The 18,565-nt window shown below is 59.8% G+C and carries 21 protein-coding genes and 1 pseudogene; 8 read left to right on the top strand and 14 right to left on the bottom strand.

The features are described 5' to 3' along the window. The first annotated feature begins 18 nt into the window (after nt 1-18). A complete protein-coding gene (locus EYC95_RS18720) occupies nt 19-1,107 on the top strand; it encodes a polyamine ABC transporter substrate-binding protein (protein WP_131061687.1) in 1,089 nt (362 codons plus the stop codon). Nucleotides 1,108-1,153: 46 nt separating this feature from the next. Here EYC95_RS18720 and msrA read toward each other — a convergent pair whose 3' ends face one another. The 5 genes and pseudogenes from msrA to EYC95_RS18695 all read right to left on the bottom strand — a co-directional run bounded on the left by msrA (nt 1,154) and on the right by EYC95_RS18695 (nt 4,009). Then, a complete protein-coding gene (msrA, locus tag EYC95_RS18715) occupies nt 1,154-1,660 on the bottom strand; it encodes a peptide-methionine (S)-S-oxide reductase MsrA (protein WP_131061686.1) in 507 nt (168 codons plus the stop codon). Nucleotides 1,661-1,665: 5 nt separating this feature from the next. After that, entirely contained in the window at nt 1,666-2,127 is a 462-nt protein-coding gene (locus tag EYC95_RS18710; RefSeq protein ID WP_131061685.1) for a MarR family winged helix-turn-helix transcriptional regulator, read from the bottom strand. 144 nt (nt 2,128-2,271) lie between these two features. Next, nucleotides 2,272-2,595: pseudogene (locus EYC95_RS18705) on the bottom strand (peroxiredoxin). A gap of 525 nt (nt 2,596-3,120) precedes the next feature. Beyond that, complete coding sequence (locus EYC95_RS18700; protein WP_131061684.1) at nt 3,121-3,540, bottom strand: organic hydroperoxide resistance protein; 420 nt, start codon at nt 3,538-3,540, stop codon at nt 3,121-3,123. A gap of 172 nt (nt 3,541-3,712) precedes the next feature. Continuing rightward, nucleotides 3,713-4,009, bottom strand: a complete 297-nt coding sequence (locus tag EYC95_RS18695) for an SDR family oxidoreductase (RefSeq protein ID WP_256656970.1) — start codon at nt 4,007-4,009, stop codon at nt 3,713-3,715. A gap of 269 nt (nt 4,010-4,278) precedes the next feature. Between EYC95_RS18695 and EYC95_RS18685 the strand changes: the two genes are divergently transcribed. Beyond that, nucleotides 4,279-4,731 carry a cupin domain-containing protein gene (locus EYC95_RS18685; RefSeq protein WP_131061683.1) on the top strand — a complete coding sequence of 151 codons (453 nt, stop codon included), beginning with the start codon at nt 4,279-4,281 and terminating at the stop codon, nt 4,729-4,731. A gap of 50 nt (nt 4,732-4,781) precedes the next feature. Here the strand turns inward: EYC95_RS18685 and EYC95_RS18680 are convergent, their stop codons facing one another. Then, complete coding sequence (locus EYC95_RS18680; RefSeq protein ID WP_131061682.1) at nt 4,782-5,909, bottom strand: P1 family peptidase; 1,128 nt, start codon at nt 5,907-5,909, stop codon at nt 4,782-4,784. Nucleotides 5,910-6,078: 169 nt separating this feature from the next. Continuing rightward, nucleotides 6,079-7,182: a polyamine ABC transporter substrate-binding protein gene (locus EYC95_RS18670; protein WP_131061680.1), complete on the bottom strand. Its 1,104-nt coding sequence runs from the start codon at nt 7,180-7,182 to the stop codon at nt 6,079-6,081. A 111-nt stretch (nt 7,183-7,293) separates the two neighbouring features. Here EYC95_RS18670 and EYC95_RS18665 point away from each other — a divergent pair, with 111 nt between their 5' ends. After that, nucleotides 7,294-8,067, top strand: coding sequence for a helix-turn-helix transcriptional regulator (locus EYC95_RS18665; protein ID WP_131061679.1), 774 nt, complete (start codon nt 7,294-7,296; stop codon nt 8,065-8,067). A gap of 121 nt (nt 8,068-8,188) precedes the next feature. Here EYC95_RS18665 and EYC95_RS18660 read toward each other — a convergent pair whose 3' ends face one another. After that, on the bottom strand, nt 8,189-9,130 hold the full coding sequence (locus tag EYC95_RS18660) for a class I SAM-dependent methyltransferase (protein ID WP_131061678.1): 942 nt from the start codon (nt 9,128-9,130) through the stop codon (nt 8,189-8,191). Nucleotides 9,131-9,330: 200 nt separating this feature from the next. On the opposite strand from EYC95_RS18660, the gene EYC95_RS18655 reads away from it, so the two are divergent. After that, nucleotides 9,331-9,738: a response regulator gene (locus EYC95_RS18655; RefSeq protein ID WP_131061677.1), complete on the top strand. Its 408-nt coding sequence runs from the start codon at nt 9,331-9,333 to the stop codon at nt 9,736-9,738. Nucleotides 9,739-9,785: 47 nt separating this feature from the next. Next, nucleotides 9,786-10,451 (top strand): HAD-IA family hydrolase, encoded by a 666-nt coding sequence (locus EYC95_RS18650; RefSeq protein ID WP_131061676.1) that lies wholly within the window; start codon nt 9,786-9,788, stop codon nt 10,449-10,451. A 130-nt stretch (nt 10,452-10,581) separates the two neighbouring features. Here EYC95_RS18650 and EYC95_RS18645 read toward each other — a convergent pair whose 3' ends face one another. Further along, the gene (locus EYC95_RS18645) at nt 10,582-11,241 is read right to left on the bottom strand and encodes an isoprenylcysteine carboxylmethyltransferase family protein (protein WP_131061675.1); all 660 of its coding nucleotides are present in this window, start codon (nt 11,239-11,241) and stop codon (nt 10,582-10,584) included. 109 nt (nt 11,242-11,350) lie between these two features. Here EYC95_RS18645 and EYC95_RS18640 point away from each other — a divergent pair, with 109 nt between their 5' ends. Beyond that, the gene (locus tag EYC95_RS18640; protein ID WP_131061674.1) at nt 11,351-12,373 is read left to right on the top strand and encodes an MBL fold metallo-hydrolase; all 1,023 of its coding nucleotides are present in this window, start codon (nt 11,351-11,353) and stop codon (nt 12,371-12,373) included. Nucleotides 12,374-12,376: 3 nt separating this feature from the next. On the opposite strand, the gene EYC95_RS18635 is transcribed toward EYC95_RS18640, so the two are convergent. Further along, the gene (locus EYC95_RS18635; protein ID WP_131061673.1) at nt 12,377-13,324 is read right to left on the bottom strand and encodes a GlxA family transcriptional regulator; all 948 of its coding nucleotides are present in this window, start codon (nt 13,322-13,324) and stop codon (nt 12,377-12,379) included. Between the two features lie 124 nt (nt 13,325-13,448). On the opposite strand from EYC95_RS18635, the gene EYC95_RS18630 reads away from it, so the two are divergent. After that, nucleotides 13,449-14,240 carry an SDR family oxidoreductase gene (locus EYC95_RS18630; protein ID WP_131061672.1) on the top strand — a complete coding sequence of 264 codons (792 nt, stop codon included), beginning with the start codon at nt 13,449-13,451 and terminating at the stop codon, nt 14,238-14,240. A gap of 101 nt (nt 14,241-14,341) precedes the next feature. Further along, the gene (locus EYC95_RS18625) at nt 14,342-15,262 is read left to right on the top strand and encodes a pyridoxal-phosphate dependent enzyme (RefSeq protein WP_131061671.1); all 921 of its coding nucleotides are present in this window, start codon (nt 14,342-14,344) and stop codon (nt 15,260-15,262) included. A gap of 51 nt (nt 15,263-15,313) precedes the next feature. Here the strand turns inward: EYC95_RS18625 and EYC95_RS18620 are convergent, their stop codons facing one another. The 4 genes from EYC95_RS18620 to EYC95_RS18610 all read right to left on the bottom strand — a co-directional run bounded on the left by EYC95_RS18620 (nt 15,314) and on the right by EYC95_RS18610 (nt 18,529). Further along, nucleotides 15,314-15,631, bottom strand: coding sequence for a DUF2388 domain-containing protein (locus EYC95_RS18620; protein ID WP_131061670.1), 318 nt, complete (start codon nt 15,629-15,631; stop codon nt 15,314-15,316). Between the two features lie 108 nt (nt 15,632-15,739). Further along, nucleotides 15,740-16,510 carry a hypothetical protein gene (locus tag EYC95_RS18615; RefSeq protein WP_131061669.1) on the bottom strand — a complete coding sequence of 257 codons (771 nt, stop codon included), beginning with the start codon at nt 16,508-16,510 and terminating at the stop codon, nt 15,740-15,742. Nucleotides 16,511-16,736: 226 nt separating this feature from the next. Further along, nucleotides 16,737-16,886, bottom strand: coding sequence for a hypothetical protein (locus EYC95_RS30180; protein ID WP_165557478.1), 150 nt, complete (start codon nt 16,884-16,886; stop codon nt 16,737-16,739). Continuing rightward, nucleotides 16,874-18,529, bottom strand: a complete 1,656-nt coding sequence (locus EYC95_RS18610; RefSeq protein WP_131061668.1) for a Na/Pi cotransporter family protein — start codon at nt 18,527-18,529, stop codon at nt 16,874-16,876. The genes EYC95_RS30180 and EYC95_RS18610 overlap by 13 nt, the downstream gene beginning before the upstream one ends. Between the last annotated feature and the right edge of the window lie 36 nt (nt 18,530-18,565).

Below are 18,565 nucleotides of genomic sequence, written 5' to 3'. Positions count from 1 at the left end.
ACAAAAAGGTGATTGAACATGCAAGTCAATACGATTTCCCTGATGGTTGCGCTCACGGCGTTTTCGGCGGCCACTCAAGCGGCCGAAGAGGTCAATATTTCCAACTGGAACGGCTACATCGCCGACGACACCTTGAGCAACTTCACCAAGGAAACCGGAATCAAGGCGACGTACGACATCCACGACAGCAACGAAGTCCTGGAATCTAAACTGATGACCGGCAACACCGGTTATGACGTGGTCAGCCCTTCGAACCATTTTCTGTCGCGACTGATCAAGGCTGGCGCGATTCAGAAGCTGGACAAAAGCCAACTGCCCAACTGGAAAAACCTTGATCCGGCGCTGATGAAAAAGCTCGAGGTCAATGACCCGGGCAATCAGTACGGCTATCCGTACATGTGGGGCACGGCCGGTATTGGCTACAACGTCGAGAAAATCAAAGCGATCTTCGGCACCACCGACGTCACCCACTCCTGGAGCCTGATTTTTGATGAGAACAACATCAAGAAGTTGAGTGAATGCGGCGTGGCGATTATCGACAACCCGACGCAAATCCTGCCGATCACCCTCAATTACCTGGGGCTGCCGCCCCACAGTCACGAGCCGGCGGATTACAAGAAAGCCGAGCAGGCGTTGCTCAAGATCAGACCTTACATCCAGTATTTCCACGCCTCCAAGTACGTCAGCGACCTGGCCAACGGTAATATTTGCGCGGTGATCGGCTTCAACGGTGATGTGGTGCAAGCGGCGGCCAGTGCCAAGGAAGCCAAGAACGGCATCGAGATTGCCTATTCGATTCCGGACGAAGGCTCGACCCTGTGGCTCGACATGGTGGTCATGCCCAAGAGCGCGCCCCACGAGAAGGACGGCTACGCCTACATGAACTACCTGTTGAAGCCTGACGTCATCGCCAACATCAGCAACAGCATCCATTACGCCAACCCGAACCTGGCGGCGGACACGCTGGTCAATCCGGCGGTGAAGCAGTACCTGGCGATTTACCCGCCGAAAAACGTGATGGATAAGTTGTTCACCGTCGAGGACCTGCCTGCCGCGATTGCCCGGCTTAGCACACGTCTGTGGACCAAGTTGAAAACCAACACCTGACGGAACGGTATCCGGGTTCCGTGGCTGGAACCCGGGCTTTACCGCGTCATGCTCGCTTCGGCAGTTTCCAGTTCGGCCGAATGAAGTGACAGGTGTAACCGGTCGGCAGTCGTTCGAGGTAATCCTGATGCTCCGGCTCTGCCTCCCAGAACGGGCCGGCGGGTACGATTTCAGTCACGACCCGGCCGGGCCAGAGTTTGGAGGCATCCACATCGGCTGCGGTGTCTTCGGCTACTGCTTGCTGCTCTTCGTTCAGATAGAAAATCGCCGAACGGTAGCTGAGGCCGATGTCATTACCCTGACGATTGGTCGTCGACGGGTCGTGGATCTGGAAGAAAAACTCAAGGATCTGACGGTAGCTGGTGATGGCCGGATCAAACACGACCTCGATCGCTTCGGCGTGAGTGCCATGGTTGCGGTAAGTCGCATTGGGCACATCGCCGCCGGAGTAGCCGACGCGCGTCGACAGCACGCCTTTTTGTTTTCTTATCAGATCCTGCATGCCCCAGAAGCAGCCACCCGCCAGGATTGCGGTTTCAGTTTGCGTGGTCATAGCGCTTACTCCTCAGTGTTCATTGATTTGATCAGGTTGTTGCGCAGGGTCACGATCGTCTTCTGCAGTAGCGTGAACTCGTCTTGCGTCAGGCCTGTCGCGGCGGCGAGGCCGTTTTCCGGTTGGTCTTCGCGCAACGCCTTGCCTTGTTTCGTCAGGTTGATGCGCACCTGGCGCTCGTCTTCAGGATCGCGCTGGCGTTGCAGGAAGCCCATCGCTTCCAGTTTCTTCAGGATCGGCGTGAGCGTGTTCGATTCAAGAAACAGCTTTTCACCGAGGCTGCCGACGGTCTGATTATCCTGCTCCCACAGCGCAACGATGGTGATGTATTGGGTGTAGGTCAGCCCCAGGTGTTCGAGGATCGGCTTGTACGCCTTGCCGAACGCGAGGTTGGTTGAATAGACCGCAAAACACAGGAAGTCGGAGAGCTTCAGGTCTTCGGGTACCGCTTTGTCGGTGGATTTCATGTGTCGCCTCGTTCGTCAAAGACGGCTTTGTCGTCTGCGTGAAATATACCTCGCGTGCGATGGTGTCGTAAGTGCTCTAAGCCGGTGCGTGATAAACGGCAAGGGCGGGTTAGACGTTGGGTGTCGAACCCACCGCGCCGTGCATCATGCCGTGAGGACGTTCAAGTCCACGTCGATGTTGCTTCGCGTTGCCTTCGAGTACGGGCAGATCTGGTCGGCGGTGTGCGCCAGTGTCTTCGCAATGTCATCTGCCAGGCCGGGCACGCGCAGGTCAAACGCATGCCCCGGCAAACAGTTGCTCGGCGGCCGGGTGCGGCTGGGTGGCAGCGAACACGTGCGCAGGCTGGGCATTGCCGGGCGACGAGATGGCGATGTCGAGGCTGCCGATATGGCCGCGCGAAGTGGTCCCAGTGCTGCTCATGGTGGTGTGGTTTTGCCGAAGGCCGGGACTTTTTCGATCTTGCTCATGGGGTGAATCCTCAAAGGTGCATTAGGGCTTGTTTATATATTGTATGCGCTTGTATCGCATGCGATGTAACTAATATTCTCGCAGTCGCCAATCCACATCAAGGGGGAATGGGGACTTGGCGACGAATGGTCGAATGACGGGGGAGGTGGCTTTGGCTCCCGATTCTGCGCAACGAAAAAGCCCGCACAGGGCGGGCTTCAGAATCGAGTAGGTGGCCAGCGCTGGTCTCTGGCTTACAAGGTTTATCAGGCTTCTGACAGAACAGTTTTGTGCTGTCCTGCTTCACACGGCATAAGGGCTGGACCTCACCTCGGAGATCTTTCTAACCGTGTACCCTTAGGAGCGCGCCCCACGCTTCCTCGCTATCCGCTTGCGCATCAGTCTGCGTCTTCACCTACAGCATTTAGAATAGCAAAGGCTGCGCAGCGCAAGCCGTGCTTTTTAGACCGATTTCGTCCTTCCGGAAAAGTGGCAGGATGGAAAACTGCTATCGGGTACAGCCTGGGCCGCAGTAGGTGACCGGATCAGATCAGATTGATCGTGACGTCGATGTTGCCACGGGTCGCTTTGGAGTACGGGCAGGTCTGGTGTGCGGCATCGACCAATGCCCGGGCAACAACAGGATCCAGGCCCGGAAGGCTGACATTGAGGCGTGCCTGGAGGAAAAATGCGTTTTCGGTCTTGCCTAGATCCACTTCGGTATCTACGGCGACATTGGCGGGCACACTCACCTTTAGCGCGGCGGCCGCTTTACCGATCGCGCCGATAAAACAGGCCGACCAGCCTGCGGCCAGAAGCTGTTCGGGATTGGTGCCAGTGCTTGAGGAGCCAGGCGGGGAAAGCTTGATGTCCAGACGTCCGTCCGAACTCTTCGACGCGCCTTCGCGGCCGCCGGTGGTATGGGTCTTGCCGGTATAAAGCACGGTGTCGATTTCATTGATCATGACGGGGTTCCTGCTAAAGGTTGGGGGCCTCACCCGTTCTGCCGCTGGTTTTATGGACGAAGGGGTGAGGTCCCCACTTTTTCACCTTTATGTAGTGCCTGTGTGTCCTGATCCGGTGGTTGTGTAACGCTGTGTAAGATTGCCAGTGAAAATACACACCGATACAAAACCGTTACGCCTGCCAGTTTTCTCTATGAGCCGGTGCACCCAGAGGCGAACGGGTTGCACCGCCATCGACGTCAATTTCTGCGCCCACGACGTTTGAAGAGTCGCTGGAGGCGAGGAACAAGGCGACGGTGGCGACTTCATGAGCTTCACTGATGCGACCGAGCGGGATGGTGGTCTTCAGTTTTTCCTCCAGCGCATCCATTCCAACCTTGGCGGCGTGAGGGTTCCAGACCGGTGTGCGTGCAGCCCCGGGAGTAATCTGATTGACGCGAATGCCACGCGGGGCAAATTCTGCGGCCATCACTCGTGCCGTCATGGTCGACGCAAAGGATCGTCAGCCGATCCGGAAACTGCAATTGGTTTCAACGGACGGACGACGTCTCAAACCAGAAGACATCGTGACCAAACTGGGTGTACCGCACTGACGTACGCCCGCGGTTGTATCCGAACGTATCTCCGATGCTGGTAGTTACCTGCGCATACAAATTCATGCTTTTCTCGACACCTGCGCGATACACAGCGACCTCCTAATGAAGCCACCGCAACCGCGGCATTCATTGGAGAATTGCGATGTCCCGTATCAAATCCCGTCACACCGCAGGCCTGCTCGGCGTCGCCCTGGCTGCCGCCGTTTCATTCAACGCATTCGCGGCTGAAGAAGCAAAAGCTCCCCCGCAAGCCACTCCGGCAAAAAGCTGGCAGACAGGCCTTCACCGCACCGACCTGGTACGCCAGGACCTCGACATTTCCAACGGTGAGGTGATTCAGGTTCGTGTCGATTTCGACCCGGGCGTCGTATCTCCCAAGCATTCGCATCCTGGCGTAGAAGTCGCTTACGTCATCTCGGGCACATTTGAGTATCAGCTCGAAGGGCGGGCGCCGGTCACGCTCAAAGCCGGCGACTCGTTGTACATCCCCGCGGGCACTGCGCATGTCGCGAAGAACGTCGGTGACGGCAAAGCCTCGGAGCTGGCGACCTACCTCGTGAAAAAAGACACGCCGCTGTTGATCCTGGAAAAATAAGCGATAGCCGCCCGATGCAGTGCATCGGGCGTCATCGTTAAACAGCGCCTTCAGATTCCGACGGTTTCCCCTGGCCAACCGGCCTGGCGCAATGCCTTGAGCAGTGTTTTTGGGTCCAGGCCCGGCACCGTGTGGCCGTTACCTTCAGTCGTTTCAGCGGCCAGCAGAGCGTTGATGATTGCTTCCTCCACCGCTTCAGTCGCGGCCAAAAACAACTCGCTGATGTGGTCGTTGTTGACCATGCTCAAGTTGTCGCAGGTCGGCGCACCTTTGCCTTCATAAGCGGCCGGTGGCACGTGTTGGTTGCCGGTGGCGAAGGCGATGAAGATGTCGCCGCTGTGGTCTTCGTTGCCGCCACCGGTACGGGCGAGTCCGAGGCTGGCACGCTGTGCGAGGCGCGTGCATTGATGCGGCAGCAGCGGCGCATCGGTGGCCAGGCAAACGACGATCGAGCCCATCCCAGGATAAGGCAGCGATGCCCTGAGAAACGGTGAGTCAGCCTGTTCCATATAGCGCCCGACCGGGTAACCATCAACGCGCAGCTCATTGCGAATGCCATGATTGGCCTGGACGATGGCGCCGACGGTCCAGCCGCCCTGAGCCTTGCTCAATTGGCGCGAGGACGTGCCGATGCCACCCTTGAATTCGTGACAGATCATCCCGCTGCCGCCGCCCACCGCGCCTTCCGTCACCGGTCCGCCTGCGGCATTGCGCTGGGCCTCGGCCACATGTTCGGGCTTCACATGAAAACCGTTGATGTCGCTGAGCAGGCCGTCGAAGGTTTCCAGCACCACCGGCATGTTCCAGTAAAGTCGCCCGTCATCGGGCTGGGACTCGCGATCCAAAGCAATCAGCGCATCGCGCACCACTCCCAGGCTGTGGGTGTTGGTGAAGGCGATTGGGCTGGTCAGCAAGCCGGCTTCACGAATCCACTCAAGCCCCGTGGCGTCGCCGTTACCGTTGAGCACATGGACACCGGCAAAACACGGTTGCTGATTGGTAGACCCGGCACGCGGTTCGATCAGGGTCACGCCGGTGAAGATGTCGCGGCCACTGGCGGTGCGGCCGCGCACATTGCTGTGGCCGACGCGCACGCCGGGCACATCGGTGATGGCGTTGAGGGGGCCGGGTAGCAATTGGCCGAACTGGATATTCAAATCGCGTGCACGTGGTTTCATCGTTTCTCTCATCTTCAATTCGTGGCAGAAAAAAGGGGGCGCTATTCCGGCAGGTGCAATACCTGTGGGAGCGGGCTTGCTCGCGAAGGCTGTGTGTCAGGCAAAGTAGTGTCGACTGACACTCAGCCTTCGCGAGCAAGCCCGCTCCCACAGGGTTTTTGCATTCAGTTCATTGACCGTTCTTCACCTTGCTCCAGATCCGCGTGCGCACCCGCTCAGTGGCAGGCGGCAAGGGCTGAAGGGTGAACAAAGTAGCCAACGCTTCGGCCGACGGATAAACCGCCGGGTTGTTGCGGGTGGCTTCGGCCACCAGCGGTGTCGCGCTGCGGTTGCCGTTGGGGTAGGACAAATGATCACTGACCGGGGCGATAACTTCGGGGCGCATCAGGTAGTCGATGAAGGCCAGGCCTTGCTTCGGATGCGGTGCGTCCTTGAGCAACACCAGCGTATCGAACCAGACCGGCGCACCTTCCTTCGGCAGGCTGTAAGCGATCTTCACGCCGTTGTTGGCCTGCTCGGCATTTTTCTTGGCTTCGAGCATCGCGCCGGACCAACCCACTGCCACGCAGATGTTGCCGTTGGCCAGGTCGCTGATGAACTTGGAGGAGTTGAAGTAGGCAATGTGCGGGCGCAGTTTGAGCAGCAGCGCTTCGGCCTTTTTGTAGTCCTCGGGATTGGTGCTGTTCGGTGGCAAGCCCAGGTAGTGCAGGGCGACCGGCAGCATTTCCGCCGGCGAGTCAAGCATCGCCACGCCGCACTGGCCGAGCTTGGCCAGGTTCTCTGCGTTGAACACCAGGTCCCAGGAATCCACCGGCGCCTTGTCGCCCAACGCGGCACGCACCTTGTCGATGTTGTAGCCAATGCCGTTGGTGCCCCACAGGTACGGCACGGCGTACTGGTTGCCTGGATCGTTGTTGGCCAGTTTCGCCAGCAGATCGGTGTCCATGTTCTTGAAATCCGGCATCTGTGCGCGGGGCAGTGGCGCCAAGGCACCGGCCTTGATCAGCGTCGGCAGGCTGAAGTTGCTCGCCACCACCACGTCGTACCCACTGCGGCTGGTCAGCAGTTTGCCTTCCAGCACTTCGGCGCTGTCGAAGGTGTCGTAAACCGGCTCGATACCCGTGTCGCGCTTGAAGTCGTGCAGGGTGGTGGGGCCGATGTAGTCATACCAGTTGTAAACATGAACCGTGGGCCCCTCGGCAGCCACCGCCGACAGTGAAACGCACAAGCAGGCGCTCAGTCCAAGATTGATCTGTTGACGGGGACGACTCATGATGCGGCACTCCTGGCCTGCTGCAGGCCGGTGATGAACAGGTGCTTGCAGCGTATCGGCAGGCGGGGTGCTCACCCATTCCCATCATGGGTTACTCGAAAGGGGTAGTGCGTGGACGCGTTGTTGAAAGAGTTGCCGGTGCACCAGGGGCTGGCGCGGGTATTTGGCGCGTTGGGTCAGGACGGTTTCTGGCGCGCGCTGGTCGACACACTGCGGCTGCTGGTGCCGCTGGACAATGCGTTGGTCGCGGTGATGAGGGCGGGGCGGGTGCCACGCTTGCTGATCGACTTCGACTCAAAAGGTGGCGCTACCGAGCATGAAGAACTGGCGGACTACAGCGCCGGCATGTACCTGCTCGATCCGTTTTACCAGGCGGCTTGCGCCGGCATTGCCGATGGCTTGCACAACCTCGATTCGCTGGCCCCCGACCAGTTTCAGCAGAGCGAGTATTACCTGAGCTACTTTCGCTCGGTGGTGGGCGGTGACGAATTGCAGTTCATGGTCAACATCGACGGCGCCGTACTCGGTTTGTCGCTGGGGCGCTCGACGCGGTTCACCCTCGAAGAGCAAGGCAGTCTGCTGTGTGTGCGGGATTGGGTGCTGTCGGCGATGCGCCGACACTTGCAATTGATGCCGCCGGAAGGTCCGGCCGCGGAACCTGTGGCCGGCGACTTGGCGACTCTTTTGGATCGCTTCGACGTGCGCTTGTCAGTGCGGGAAGTCGAAACGGCGCGACTGATTCTCCAGGGCTTTTCCAGCAAAGCCATTGCCCAGCAAATGGGCATCTCCCCGGAGACGGTGAAGGTGCATCGGCGCAATCTCTATCACAAGCTCAACGTGAACGGTCACGGCGAGCTGTTTGCGCTGGTGTTGCAGCCGCGATAACCGGCTCACCCCAATCCCCCTGTAGGAGCGAGCCTGCTCGCGAAAGCGGTGCATCAGGCAAAAAAGTTGTGCTCTGACACTCCGCCTTCGCGAGCAAGCCCGCTCCCACATAAAGCAGGGATCAATTTCCGAGTTTGAACACCAACGCCTTCAACCCGCATTCAACATCGGCATCCGGAAACTCCGGCGGATTCTCCAGCCGTTGCTCAAACCGCAAACCCGGCGCTTCACGCATCACACCGTCGATGAGGAAGTCCGCCCCGAACGCCGGATCGTTCATGCACGCCAGCACCGTCCCCTCGGGGCTGAGCAACTCCGGCAGCCGACGCAACACGCGCTGATAATCCTTGGTCAGCAGAAAACTGCCTTTCTGAAAGGACGGCGGATCGATGATCACCAAGTCGTAAGGCCCCTTGCCGATCACCTTGCCCCAGGACTTGAACAGGTCGTGGCCAAGAAAACTCACCTTGCTCATGTCATGGCCATTGAGCCGATGGTTGTCGCGACCACGGTTCAGGGCCGGGCTGGACATGTCCAGATTGACCACGTGCTCGGCGTCACCCTCGATGGCGGCAACCGAAAAGCCGCAGGTGTAGGCGAACAGATTCAACACGCGCTTGCCATCGGCATTCGCCCGCACCCAGTCGCGGCCATAGCGCATGTCGAGGAACAACCCGGTGTTCTGCTTGCGGCCCAGGTCCACGCGATAGCGCAGGCCGCCCTCGGTGATGGTCATGTCCTCGATCACTTCCCCGATCAGCCATTCGGTAGTGCTTTGCAGCAGATAACGATGCTGCAGCGCCAGGGTGTGTGCGCCAGATTGCGTCCACTCGGGTGACCGGGTGATGTCCATCAGCCGCTGTTTTAACGCATCCAGCTGCGCCGCTTCAGGTTCCTTGAACAGCGACACCAGCACCACGCCTTGCAGCCAGTCGACGGTCAATTGCTCCAGCCCCGGCCAGCAACGGCCCCGGCCATGGAACAACCGACGGGTTTCGGCGGGTGCATCGGCCAGGGCTGTCAGCAAATGGTCGTGAAGGATGGAGAGGGCATCAGCGTTCATCGGGCAGGGGCCAGCAATTGGATGGGGGCGGCATTTTAAACACAATTGTGGGTTGGTGGACGGCCGCGATGGTCGGCATGTACTCACAATATTGAAGACGCTTGTATCAAAAATGAATTTCCGTCGAGTCCGCTGCTCATACCTGTAAGCGGCGGATTTGAGCCCGCGAAATCATTAGGCAATCAGGGAGTGGCAAAGTCATGTGTCCAATATCGATGGCGGGTGAGCGGCTCCCTGGCGGGTTGATTCTTGTGGTTGAAGATGACCCGCTGATTCTGGAGTTTCTCTGCGAAATTCTTCAGGAGGAAGGTTTCAAGGTTGAACCGCATGTCAGTGCGGACGCCGCATCGAAGTATCTTGAATCGCACGCGAACGAAGTGGGTCTGTTGCTCACGGACATCACCATGCCCGGAAAGCGTAACGGCGCTGACCTGGCCAATGAGTTTGGCGATCGCTGGCCAGACAAACCGATCATGATCATGTCCGGTTTTGAAACCCCCGAATCTTCCGGGGTGCGTCATACCGTGTCTTTTATCAAGAAACCCTGGGCGTTGGGGCAACTGCTGGACTGTGTCGATGGGGCGTTCAAGTCGCGACGGTCGCTGTAGGTCGTGTACATTGACGGACCTGCCTGACACTCGAAGGAAGCCTGTCCTTGTCTGCCAATGACTCCGTTTTTAAGACGCCGTATCGCGCGTTCCTGTTCGACATGGACGGTACTGTCCTCAACTCCATCGCCGCCGCCGAGCGGATCTGGACCACCTGGGCCTTGCGCCACGGGGTAGATGTCGAGTCTTTTTTGCCGACCATTCACGGCGCGCGCGCCATCGACACCATCAACCGTCTGGCGTTGCCCGGGGTGGATGCCGAGGCACAAGCGCAGTGGGTTACCGAGGCGGAAATCGAGGACGTGGAGGGAATTGTCGAGGTGTTTGGCGCGGCGAATTTCCTTAGGTCTTTGCCAGCCAATCAATGGGCAATCGTTACCTCCGCGCCGAGGGCGCTGGCGTTGCGCAGGATGGCGGCGGCGGGGATTCCCGAGCCGGGTGTCATGGTCACGGCCGAAGCTGTCAGTGCCGGCAAACCTGATCCTGCGGGCTATCGGCTGGCGGCTCAGCTGTTAGGTTTTGCGGTGACTGAATGCCTGATCTTTGAAGATGCCACTGTAGGGATCCTTGCGGCAGAGGCGGCTGGGGCGGACCTTGTGATAATTACTTCGACGCATGACCATCCGATTCAGACGGCGCATGCCACGCTGGCGAGTTACGACTCGGTTGTCTGTCGTGCAGATGTTGACGGTCTCCTCCTGATCGAAACCTGATTTGTAGGAGCGAGCGGTGCGGCGATCCGACTTGCCCGCGAAGACGTTGGCACTAGCAATAACTGTCTCATGATCGACCGCGATGGCCCCTTCGCGGGCAAGCCTCGCTCCAGGTCGCACATGAGTAATCTCAGTACAAACCGGGAATCAACCGCCAGCTACGAGCGCAGTACGCCTCATACTCACCCCCGAACTGTGCCCTTAACAGCGCTTCTTCCGAGTGAATCCGGGCCATCAGCGGAATCACCGTCAGCGCCGCCAGCAACAGCCCAACCCCAGAACGAAACGCTAGCGCCCAGCCCACAGCAATGACCAACATCCCCAGGTAACTGGGGTTGCGCAAGCTGCGATAAATCCCGTCGGTGACCAGACTGTGGCCCGGCTGAATCGCCACCAATCCGCTAAAACGCTTGCCCAGCACAAACACTGGCCACATCCGTAGCGCGCCGCCGACGATGAACAGCAAAGCCCCCAGCCAGCGCACTCCTTCGCCACCGAAGGTCCAGTAGTCGATGCGGTCGGTGTAGGCTGGCAGATACCCGCTCAACAGTCCGATGACGCCGAACGCCGGCAACACCCAACGGTTGGCCCGGTCTTCACGTTCCCCGGAACTCAGGTTGACCTCGGTAAAAAGCGAGGCAACGGCCATTACCAACGTTGCGACAGCAACGACCACCAGCGGTGCCTGCGCGAAAAACGCCGCAAACCCGCCCAGCCCCCACACCGCGAGGCCAAGGTAGGCGAGGGTGGAGACGATGGCGAAAAACGCCAGCCTGGCCGAGATTTTCATGAGCACCCATTCCCGCTTTTAACCGATGTCCTCAGTGTAGATGGTCATGCTGATCCGTCGGTTTGGGCTAGCCTCACTGAACGGTTCAGTCGGGTGAAAGGAGGGGCGTATGGACCATTCGATGTTGGCCTGCGGAGAAGCCTTGGGAAGAGGTCGTCGGTTGATGGCGATTGTGATGCTCCTGGCCGTCATCGGGGGCGGCGTCGTCGCTTGCTCGACGCCCTCGATCGAGCCCTACTCTGCGCTTGAACTGCGGTCTTCAGCGCCAGCCGCCGGCGCTCTGACAGCGCGCTTCATGGGCGTGTCGACCCTGATGCTCAGCGATGGCAACACATCGATCATGACCGATGGCTTCTTTTCCCGTCCGGGATTCTTGAGGGTGGCGCTGGGCTGGATCGGGCCGGACAGGAGCCGCATTGATACGGCATTGCACGCTGCAGGCAACCCGACATTGGCCGCGGTGATGGTGGCGCACGCGCATTACGATCATGCACTGGACTCCGCCGTGGTCGCCTTGCGCACGGGGGCGGTGTTGGTAGGGTCCGCCTCGGTCGCCAATATCGGATCAGGTGAAGGACTTCCACCCGAGCGAATCGAGACTGTCGAAAACAAACAATCCTTCGAGTTCGGCAAGTTCAAGGTGCAAGTCTTCCCGTCGCCACACTCTCTTGGCGCAAGATATCCAGGGACCATCGACGTGCCGCTAAAACAACCCGCCAGAGCCAGTGAGTACAAGGAAGGCGGCAACTACTCTTACTTGATCGAACAGTCCAATGGATTACGGATTCTCATCCACCCCAGCGCCAATTTCACACAAGGCATGTTCAAGAACGTGAAGGCAGACGTTGTATTTCTGGGCATCGGTTTCCTCGGCAAACAAGACCTGCAATTCGCCAGGGATTACTGGCACGAAGTGGTGCAAGTCACCGGCGCGCGGCTAGTGATTCCGATCCACTGGGATGATTTTTTCGAGCCCCTCGACAAGGGGTTACACCCCATGCCCAAGTGGATGGACAAGTTCGATATCGCGATGCAACGTTTGATGCCTATGGCCCTGGCCGATGGCGTGGCCCTGAGGCTGATGCCACTGTATAAAGCAATCGATCTGAAGGCAGCGCTTCCCGCGCGCTAACGCTCACTCCGTCATCTGCGTCCTGGCATTGCGCCGAATCACCTGCGGTGGCTGGCCGAACGCCCTAAGGAAGGCTTCGCGCATGCGACGGCGGTCGGTGAAGCCAGCCTCGGCAGCGATCTGATCGAGGGTCAGGCGCCCGCGTTCGAGCATCTGCCGCGCCGCTTCCAGGCGCAGGTTTTCGATGGCCTTGGCCGGGGACTGCCCGGTCTCGGCGCGAAAGGTCCGGCTGAATTGCCGTGGGCTGAGGCGCGCCACTTCCGCCAGTTGTTCCACTGACAACGCGGATGTCAGGTGTTCCCGGGCGTAGCCGAGGACGGTCTGAATGCGGTCGGATTTGGGCTCCAGTTCCAGCAATGCCGAATGCTGCGACTGGCCACCTGCGCGGCGCTGGTACATCACCAGTTTCTGCGCGACGGAACGGGCCAGTTCGGCGCCATGGTCTTTTTCGACCATGGCCAGCGCCAGGTCGATGCCCGCGGTCATGCCGGCGGAGGTCCAGATGGAACCGTCGATCACGTAAATACGGTCTTCTTCCACTTTGATCGATGGAAACCGTGCTTGCAGGTCCCGCGCATACGCCCAATGCGTGGTGGCCCGCCGCCCGTCGAGCAGACCGGCCTGGGCCAGCACGAACGCCCCAGAACAAATCGACGCCGTGCGCCGTGCGGTCTTCACGCTGTCGCGCAGGTAAGCAAGCACACCTTCTGGCGCCTGCTCGAGGATCGAATCGCCGCCGACCACGATTACCGTGTCGAACACCCGCTCACCGAACGCCTGAGTGCCGACACTCAAACCACCGGAAGCCCGCAGGGAGCGACCATCCTCAGAGATCACGCTGACCTCATAAAGCGCTTCACCGGCGCTGAAGTTGGCGTACTCGAACACCGGCATGGCCGCCAGCGCCATGGACTGGAAACCCTCGAAAACCACGAACGCCACGGTAGTCATGATCAAGTCCTCAAAAAGCCGTGTCCTGAAAACGTACTTTAAACGTCATTTGAGACGAGCGTGAGTCAATTTATAACTGTTCACACCCGGCGACCTTATCGCCTCACTGTGAAGGAAATTGAACATGGCTCTCTCATCCAAAGGCACCGCACTGATCACTGGCGCCTCTTCGGGCATTGGCGCGGTGTATGCCGACCGTCTCGCCCGGCAGGGTTACGACCTGATTCTGGTCGCCCGCAGCCAGGGCAAACTTAACGCGCTGGCCAACCACCTGAGCAACGAAACCGGCCGCGCCGTGGAAGTGGTCGCCGCGGACCTCAAAGACAAGGCCGGCCTGCTGCGGGTTGAAAGCATTCTGCGCAATGACGCCAGCATCACCTTGCTGGTCAACAACGCCGGCGTCGGCGGTGTGATGCCGTTGCTCGGCAGCCCGGTGGACAACATGGAAGACATGATCACCCTCAACGTCACCGCGCTGATGCGACTGTCCTATGCCGTGGTGCCCGGCTTCGTCGCACGGGGCGCCGGCACCGTGATCAACATTTCCTCCATCGTCGCAATCGCTCCGCAAATCCTCAACGGCGTTTACGGCGGGACCAAGGCATTCGTTCTGGGCCTGAGCCAATCGATGCACCACGAGTTGGCCGATAAAGGCATTCGCGTCCAGGCAGTGTTGCCCGGCGCCACCGCCACCGACTTCTGGAGCGAGGCCGGCAACCCGGTGGAAAATCTGCCGCAAGAGATCGTGATGTCCGCTGAGGAGATGGTCGATGCCGCGTTGGCAGGGCTGGTGAAAGGGGAAGTGGTGACCATCCCGGGCCTGCACGAGGGCGACAAATGGGATACCTACGAAGCCCAACGCCAGGTGCTGTCAGGGTCGTTCGGCCACTCATCGGCGGCACCGCGCTATCAGTAAGACGCAAACCGTGGGGCAGGGTGAACTAAGCTTGGATAAGGATCGTTCATCACCGGCGCGTCGAAACCTCGACACGCCGGTGCTGCCAAAGGGAGCTCGCGATGCTTCACATCAGAACGCCTTTGATTCTGCACCCAGGCCTGTCAACGCCTACCCGGCGCATCTGGCTCAAACTGGAAAACCTGCAACCCAGCGGCTCGTTCAAATTGCGCGGCATGGGCCTTTTGTGCAGTCAGGCAAAGGCACAGGGCAAGCGCAAAGTCGTCTGTCCTTCCGGCGGTAACGCCGGTTTTGCCACCGCCGTGGCCGCCGCAGCCCTCGGGTTGAAAGCCTGCATTGTGGTGCCGCACACCACCCCGGAGTCCACCCGCGCCAGGATCAGGAAAACCGGTGCCGAGGTGATCGTTCACGGCAAGGTATGGGACGAGGCCAATCTACGGGCGAAAGAGCTTTCACAGGGTGCGGATACCGAATACGTGCCGGCCTTCGATCATCCCGTGTTGTGGGAAGGGCACAGCACCCTGATTGATGAAGTCCTCGAGGATTGCCCTCAAGTCGATGCGCTGGTGACGTCGGTGGGCGGTGGTGGTTTGTTGGCGGGCATCCTGACCGGATTGATGCGGCACCATCGCATGGACTGTCGGATCATCACGTGCGAAACCCGTGGCGCGGCGTCCTTCGCGGCCGCCATCGAGGCCGGGCATCCCGTAAGGTTGGCGCGCATCGACACCGTCGCGACATCGCTGGGGGCTGCACAAGTGGCCGCGTGGCCGGTGCAGCACATCCTCGAATTTCCTCACGAATGTGTGGTGCTCAGTGATGACGAGGCGATCATGGGCGTGGTGCGTTACGCCAACGACTTGCGCCAGTTGGTCGAACCGGCGTGCGGTGTTTCACTGGCGGTGGCGTACCTGGACCATCCAGCGATTGCCGAGGCACATGACGTGGTGATTGTGGTGTGTGGCGGGGTCAGCATCAGCGCGCAGTTGGTGGCCGGGTGGGCGCGCTTATCCGCAGGGTGAAGCAAGGCAGGGCCGCAAACTATCCTAATGTCGCGAACCCCACCTCAACCCTCATTGGCCGGCAGCTACGCTTTCGTGAATCAGGATCGCTCTGGCCAGCTCTTCGTCGCTTGCTTTGAGTCCGGGATTTGCCTGGCGAATCTGATTCAATACCGACTCCAGGTACACACCGCGAATCGTACCGCCACTGGCCACGAAGCTGGAGGCGTCATCACGGGCCGGAATCGACAGTTTGTTGTCCTTGAACGTCGAGTACAGCGATGCGGAAACCCCGGCAGAGGTGGCGACATCACCTGCATCCACTTTGGCCATCGCGGAGCCGAAGGGTAAACACAACATGAATGAGGAAATGATAATCAGACGGCGCATAGCAATGTCCTCTGAAGCGTGAAGCAAAAAAGGAAGTACCTCATTATTTAGGATGCCCGGCGAACGTCAGAAGTTCCCTGTTGGCGCTCACCCGCGCCCCGATACCGTTCAAAATTGCAGCGTTGCCCCAGTGGTCAGCCACTGATCACGTTCCCCCGTCAGGTGGCGCCCCACCACCAGATCGACATCGATGCGCTCACCGATATGCAGCCTCGGCCCGGCTTGCCACGCCTGTTCGCCGCCTTGTTGGCCGTAGCGTTCAGCGATCAGCGTCAGGGAGCGGGCCAGGTCGTATTCGACGCCGGTTCCCCAGGTCCAGCGATGGTTTTGCTCGCCATCGTCATAGGCGTGGGTCCAGCCGGCATTGAGGTTCAGGCGCAGGGTTTCGAGCGGTTGGTAGGTGAATGGCAGGTTCAGGTCGGCGCCATCGAAGGGGTGGGTCCGATTGAAGGCAAAGTGCGCCGAACCTGCCAGCGCCATCTCAAGGCCAAGGTCTTCCCGTGAGAATATTTGCGACTTGAATTGTGGGCTTAGCTGAGTTTCCGAATCCCCTTCATCGCGACTGTGCTGCACGGCGGCGCCGAGTTGCACGTTGGGCAGGCCTTTGAATGTGCAGTCCTGTGACATCACGCTGGTGCTGGATGAATGGTGCCGGCCGTTTTGGTACCAGGCGTCGATGTTGCATTCACCGGGTGCGTTGATTCCGGTGTCATCCACCGCATACGCACCGCCGGCAGCGTTGGCGCTGGAGATGATGCTGAGCAGCGCGATCAGGCCCAGGGTGAGGCTGACGAACAACAGATTTCGCCGCAGAGTCCGGCGTTGGGAGGGCGGCAGACTGCGCACGAAGGACGTAAACAGGCGAGTTGGTTTTTGCATGTAATTTACCTCGAAGTCTTTTGATGGCGAGCAGCGAGTCAGCCTTGATGCGGTCATGTAGCAGCTGCCGAGCCTGCGAGGCTGCGTTCGGCTGCGCAGCAGTCGTAAAACCAGAGATTGCGGTTCATCAGCCAGACAGCGTCGAATGGACTCACGACTGCTTCGCAGCCGAACGCAGCCTCGCGCTGCTCGGCAACTGCTACAGGACCGCGTTGTGACGTGGGGCTCAGCCCCGACCCTCTACCGATAAGGTTTGCAATCCGGCCGCCCGGGCCTGGGCGACCAGTTCTTCGGTGTCTTCGCCGCCGGGCAGGGCGATCACCATGTCCGGTCGGCTGTCGGCGTAATGGCGACCCGCGCAGATCAAGAGGCGCATGACGGGTTTTCCTTGGCCAGATCGGTGCTTTCGACCGCTTGCTCACCGGCACGCTCCAGCAGCGGATAGCCCAGGGCTGCGATGTGGTGATGCACGCGGCGGTAATCGCGCAGGACCCGCTGGAAGATGTCGCCGGACTCCGCCCAGGTATTTTTGTCTTCCTGCAACTTGCGAAAGTGCGCGCGGCTGGCATGCGCTTCGAGCCTTCTGACGGTCTCCTTGCGATGGATCAAATGGTGCGCGGTGGGAATGTCCTCGCGCAGGAACACGGTGATCGCCAGGCTCAGGCTTTCCAGCAGCGCGTCGTGCAGCGGGGCGATGTTTCCCAGCTCGAACGCCGAGAATTGTTCGCCACGGCGCAACCGGCGCATGGCCAACTGCGACAGGCTGCTGGAAAGAATGTCCGCGGCATGTTCCAGGTTGATCACGAACATCAGGATTTCCTGGGAACGATCGGCATCGCTGTCACTGATGCCTTCCTTGCCGATGTCCGCCAGATAAGCCCGAATGGCCGCGCCCAGCAGGTCCAGTGATTGATCGATGCGCCGCACTTCATCGGCACAGGCGGGCGCCGAGGTGTGGAACAACTGCACCAGTCGGTCGAGCATCGTCGAGAGCATGTCGGCCATGCGCAACGCTTCGCGGGCAGCGTTGGACAGGCCGATGTTGGCCACTTCCAGACCCGCTTCGTCGAGGTAGTGCGGCATGCCCGGATCAACATCCCGCTCAGGCGCCGGCAGTAGATGGGTGAGCCATTTGGCGAGCACATCGGTCAGGCCGATGAACACCAGCGCCAGCAGCAGATTGAAGCCGCTGTGCAGGGACACCACCAGCAACGAGGGCGCAAGCTTCAGCTCGGCAAGCAGTCCGGCGAATGGCAACACCACCAGGGCACCGACCGCACGCACCAGCAGATTGCCCAGCGGCAGACGTCGGCCGACGCTCGAACCGGCATTGATGACCGAAGGCAGCGCACCGCCAATGTTCACGCCCAGTACCAGCGCGACGAGCGTGGTTGCCGACAGCAGGCCGGTGGCGGCCAGCGAGACGATCAGCAACACCACGGCCACGCTGGAATGGCACAGCCACGTGAGAATCAGCGCCACCAGCAACGCAATCAACAGATCGCCGTCCAGGCTCTGCATGATCAATTGGAAGACTGGCGCGCCTTCGACTTCCGCCAGCGTTGAACCGAGCATGCGCAGGGCCAGGAGCATCAGCCCCAGACCGATCAGCGCACAGCCAACGCTTTCGTAGCGCGAGTCATCGCGCAGACGGAATACCATCAAACCCGCTAGCAAGACGATAGGGGTGAGGATTGAAACGTCGACGCTGAGCAGTTGCACCACCAGGGTCGAACCGATATTGGCGCCGAGCATCACCGCCAGCGCGGGCGCCAGACCCAAGGTGCCGGCGGCTGTAAACGACGTCGCCATCAGGCTGACGGCAGTGCTGCTTTGCAGGATGCCGGTGATGCCGATACCCGACAACAAGGCCATCCAGCGGTTGTTCAAGTTGTGGCCCAGCCACTGGCGAAGCGGCGTGCCGAAGCCGCGCAACAACGCCGAAGAAATCATGTGAGTGCCCCACAGCAAGAGTGCTATGGAGCCTGCGAGGTTGATCAGTAGAGTAGTTCCCGACATGAGGACTCTCCCTTCTTCTGTAGGGTTAAACACATT

The organism is Pseudomonas sp. BGI-2 (assembly GCF_004310295.1).
Classification (GTDB): Bacteria; Pseudomonadota; Gammaproteobacteria; order Pseudomonadales; family Pseudomonadaceae; genus Aquipseudomonas.
This window is presented reverse-complemented; position numbering and strand designations above follow the sequence as displayed.